The sequence below is a fragment of the Aliivibrio sifiae genome, from assembly GCF_002954705.1.
GTDB classification, from domain to species: domain Bacteria; phylum Pseudomonadota; class Gammaproteobacteria; order Enterobacterales; family Vibrionaceae; genus Aliivibrio; species Aliivibrio sifiae_A.
This window is the reverse complement of the sequence record NZ_MSCO01000002.1, coordinates 626,358-628,940: the sequence shown is the minus strand read 5'-3', so window position 1 is coordinate 628,940 and position 2,583 is coordinate 626,358. Positions and strand designations below refer to the sequence as shown.

The 2,583-nt window shown below is 33.4% G+C and carries 2 protein-coding genes and 1 pseudogene; 2 read left to right on the top strand and 1 reads right to left on the bottom strand.

Going from position 1 to position 2,583, the window contains the following annotated elements:
* Positions 1 to 114 (top strand): annotated as a pseudogene (locus BTO22_RS13860) (IS630-like element ISVsa8 family transposase); the annotation flags it as partial.
* Positions 115 to 767: 653 nt separating this feature from the next.
* Here BTO22_RS13860 and BTO22_RS13855 read toward each other — a convergent pair.
* Positions 768 to 1,307 carry a thermostable direct hemolysin-family toxin gene (locus tag BTO22_RS13855; RefSeq protein WP_105055995.1) on the bottom strand — a complete coding sequence of 180 codons (540 nt, stop codon included), beginning with the start codon at positions 1,305 to 1,307 and terminating at the stop codon, positions 768 to 770.
* Positions 1,308 to 1,677: 370 nt separating this feature from the next.
* Here BTO22_RS13855 and ribB point away from each other — a divergent pair, with 370 nt between their 5' ends.
* On the top strand, positions 1,678 to 2,331 hold the full coding sequence (ribB, locus tag BTO22_RS13850) for a 3,4-dihydroxy-2-butanone-4-phosphate synthase (protein ID WP_105055994.1): 654 nt from the start codon (positions 1,678 to 1,680) through the stop codon (positions 2,329 to 2,331).
* The last annotated feature ends 252 nt before the right edge of the window (positions 2,332 to 2,583 follow it).

The window sequence follows — 2,583 nt, the reverse complement described above, 5'->3', positions numbered from 1 at the left end:
ATAAAATATGAATGGTTACCATGTGAAGCGTTCAAAACGTTTGAAGACCTCAGTATTAACATCAAAAACATATTAAATTATTACGGCAAAAAATTCACAATAACTTTTGCGTGACCACTTACACTAGCGCTAGTTATTTAAAATTTTGTTGAATTTTAATTTCCACTTCCCGCATCATCCAAGCGAAAGTGGCTAGATTGGCTTTTCCTTGGCGCTAGTTAGTAGTGGTGTCTTTAAAAGTTAAAAAATTAGAGAGCTAGGAGTAATAATAAAAGAAAAGAGATTGCACTGATTAATATAATGAAACATATACTTAAAAAGTGGCCCAGCTGCCAATCTGGGCCAAAAAACCACTATTTACAGGATAACTTCTTACTAAAAGAATAAAATAGTAGCTCCAAACAAAATCATTACGGTTGGAGTGAACCATAACAAAAATAGGTTATAGACAGGAACAGGTTCTATTTACCTCATTACGTTGCTAATCGATGACTGTAATTTATTATTATATGGATTAGATTTCTACTGTGAAATCTAACAGGTTACCTCAGCTTTAACTTCATTTATGGACTGAGAATCTTCCGTATAAGTCAGTTCGGCTTTTAGTCGACGGAGAAACAATTCCATTACAGCCTTACACCAACAGTTACCTTTACGACTCATACTTGGCTGAATTTTAACTCCTTAATCACTGAAACTAAAGGCAAACTGACAATACCGAGTGTAGATAATCGTGTTGATGTATTTGTTATTGTTACGATCTAGCTTTAATCTTGGTATTTACATTCATCATGTGTAGAGCTGTCAGATATACACATTACTAGAAAAATTTCTTCATTCTCTTCGTATAACTCTGTGTTAATAAAATAGCTAGACAGCGGTAAATCAATAAGACTATCTATGTAAGGAAAACTGTTACCTGTACCAATGAAATCAGTTACAGACTGTTCACTATTGGTTACGCTACCTTCATCAAATTTCACTTTAATTATTGGAGTAAAATTTTCATATCCTGATATTACTGCCATTGTGAACTGACTATTATCTATACTAATAGTCAGATAACCATACGTCCACGGTGCATTAGATATTGTAAAAATTGACTGTTTTCTTACATCAGAATTTGGTACTCGTTTAATTATTTCATTACTCCAATAGCTATCAATATTAACATTTCGCTCAGTTGACTCATTTTTAACGACAAACTTTATAACCCCCTCTTCATTACCGGTAATATTGTCAACATTTGCAGAACTCAAAGAGGAAATTAAAAAAAATAAAATAACCCAAGCAGTCTTTAATAGCATATTACACCTCATACACAAAAATGAATTAATAATATATATGTTTTTTATATATTTAAGGTGTGATATTTTACAGGGCGAAATACTAACGTAGATACTTCATCGCATAACACGTTTGCTACTACGCTGATTAAGCTGAACTTTACCACTTAAAAGCCAAGAATACCGAATGCAGCAAATCGTATTTATGCGATTGTTATACCTTTTATATAATTGGTGAAAAATCCAACCTGTAATAATTTACAGTAATAACGTAACTAAAATTGTAATAAGCTCATTATCAATCATTCAGTAAGAAATAGATAAACGAAATATCTAATCTCTTAATTTGTCATTAAAATTTTAATTAACTACCAGTATGGAGTTTGTAGTAATGAATCATAACCAAGAGTCACTAACTAGTAAATTTGGTTCTCCTTTTGAACGTGTCGAACAAGCAATAAAGTCCGTTCAACAAGGTAATGGCATTTTATTACTTGATGATGAGTCTCGTGAAAATGAGGGAGACCTTATATATTCAGTTGATCACCTAACTTCAGAACAAATGGCTTTAATGATCCGTTCTTGTAGCGGTATTGTATGTTTATGTCTTACAGAGGATAAAGCTGATTACCTTGAACTTCCACCAATGGTTGAACATAATGAAAGTGCAAATCAAACTGCATTTACAATTTCAATAGAGGCCAAAAAAGGAGTTACTACAGGTGTATCAGCCACAGATAGAGTAACAACAATTAAAACCGCTTGTAAAAATGGCGCTCTTCCGCATGAACTTGCAAAACCTGGACATGTTTTCCCTTTAAGGGCAAAAAATGGTGGTGTTTTAACTAGACGAGGACATACAGAAGGTACAGTCGATTTAATGCGACTAGCAGAGTTAACTCCTGCAGGCGTTTTATGTGAAGTAACCAATATTGATGGTTCAATGGCTAAAACCCCAGAAATAATTACTTTTGCTGAACAACATCATTTACCAGTATTGACTGTTAATGATATTGCTTTATATCGACAAGAAATGAGCAAATAAATTCTGTCTAAGGCATCACTTCAAGATCGCCTTAGGTTGGAGCGCCCCACAAAATTAAGCCCAAATTTACCACTTAACACGGTAAACCAAAAGAAACCTAGAATGCCGAATGTAGCAAATCGTGTTGATGCATTTGTTATGTGTTTGAACTCATTGTGTATTTCATATGTCCTGTATGCTCACTGGTTACAGTAAAACCTTGAGATAAATAGAATTGATAGCTTGCTACATTTTCCCTAGATCCCAAGAATT

What these genes read in the sequence shown, in the direction of transcription:
- BTO22_RS13855 (WP_105055995.1), bottom strand. Translation starts at nt 1,307, where the DNA reads ATGCTATTAAAGACTGCTTGGGTTATTTTATTTTTTTTAATTTCCTCT.
- ribB (WP_105055994.1), top strand. Translation starts at nt 1,678, where the DNA reads ATGAATCATAACCAAGAGTCACTAACTAGTAAATTTGGTTCTCCTTTT.